This is a genomic window from Streptomyces tricolor (assembly GCF_002155905.1).
Taxonomy (GTDB): domain Bacteria; phylum Actinomycetota; class Actinomycetes; order Streptomycetales; family Streptomycetaceae; genus Streptomyces; species Streptomyces tricolor.
The window spans coordinates 1-1,073 of record NZ_MUMF01000313.1 but is presented as its reverse complement, the minus strand read 5'-3'; the positions used below and the strand labels follow the sequence as shown (position 1 = coordinate 1,073).

1 protein-coding gene is annotated in these 1,073 nt (G+C 71.7%); it reads left to right on the top strand.

Annotated elements, in window-relative coordinates:
- On the top strand, nucleotides 1-1,073 hold a 1,073-nt coding region (locus CCN44_RS22500), incomplete at both ends, for a condensation domain-containing protein (protein ID WP_244203949.1).

Below are 1,073 nucleotides of genomic sequence, written 5' to 3'. Positions count from 1 at the left end.
TACCGCATCGAACTCGCCGAAATCGAAACCGCCCTCGCCCAGCACCCCTCGGTCACCCAAGCCGTCGTCATCGTCCGCGAGGACCAACCCGGCGACCAGCGCATCACCGCCTACCTCACCCCCACCACCGCCGACACCACCGGCGTCCACCGGCAGGCGGCCGCGTCCCTGCCCGACTACATGCTGCCCACCGCCTACGTCACCCTCGACACCCTGCCCCTCACCCCCAACGGCAAGCTCGACACCGCCGCACTGCCCGCACCCGAACACACCCACACCACCAACGGACGCGGCCCACGCACCGCAACCGAAGAGATCCTCTGCGGGATCTTCGCGGACACCCTCGGCGTCGACCACCTCACCATCGACGACAACTTCTTCGACCTCGGCGGACACTCCCTCCTCGCCATCCAGTTGATCAGCCGGGTCCGTACCGCCCTCGGAGCCCACCTCACCGTCCGCGACCTCTTCGAGGCACCGACGGTCGCCGGGGTGGCCGTACGCCTCGGCCCGACCGGTGCGGAACAGGTCGGACCGGGCCGGATGCCACGGCCGGAGCGGCTGCCGCTGTCCTTCGCGCAGCAGCGCCTGTGGTTCCTGCACCGGCTGGAGGGACCCAGCGCCACCTACAACGTCCCACTGCACCTGCGGCTGACCGGTGACCTGGACACCTCCGCCCTGCGCGCGGCACTCCACGACCTGGTGGAGCGGCACGAGAGCCTGCGCACCGTCTTCCCGGAGCAGGACGGCACGCCGTACCAGTGGATCCTCCCGGTGGAGGAGGCCCGCCCGGTCGTCGACGTCGTGCCCACCACCCCGGACCGGCTGGGCGACCACGTGGCCGCGGCGGCCCGCCACGCCTTCGACCTGACGACGGAACCGCCGCTCCGGGCCACGCTGTTCGCCCTCGCGCCGGACGAGCACGTCCTGCTGCTCCTGGTGCACCACATCGCGAGCGACGGCATGTCGATGGGACCGCTGGCCCACGACCTGTCGGTGGCCTACGCCGCGCGCCGGGCCGGCCGTGCCCCCGACTGGGAACCACTGCCGGTCCAGTACGCCGACTACACCCT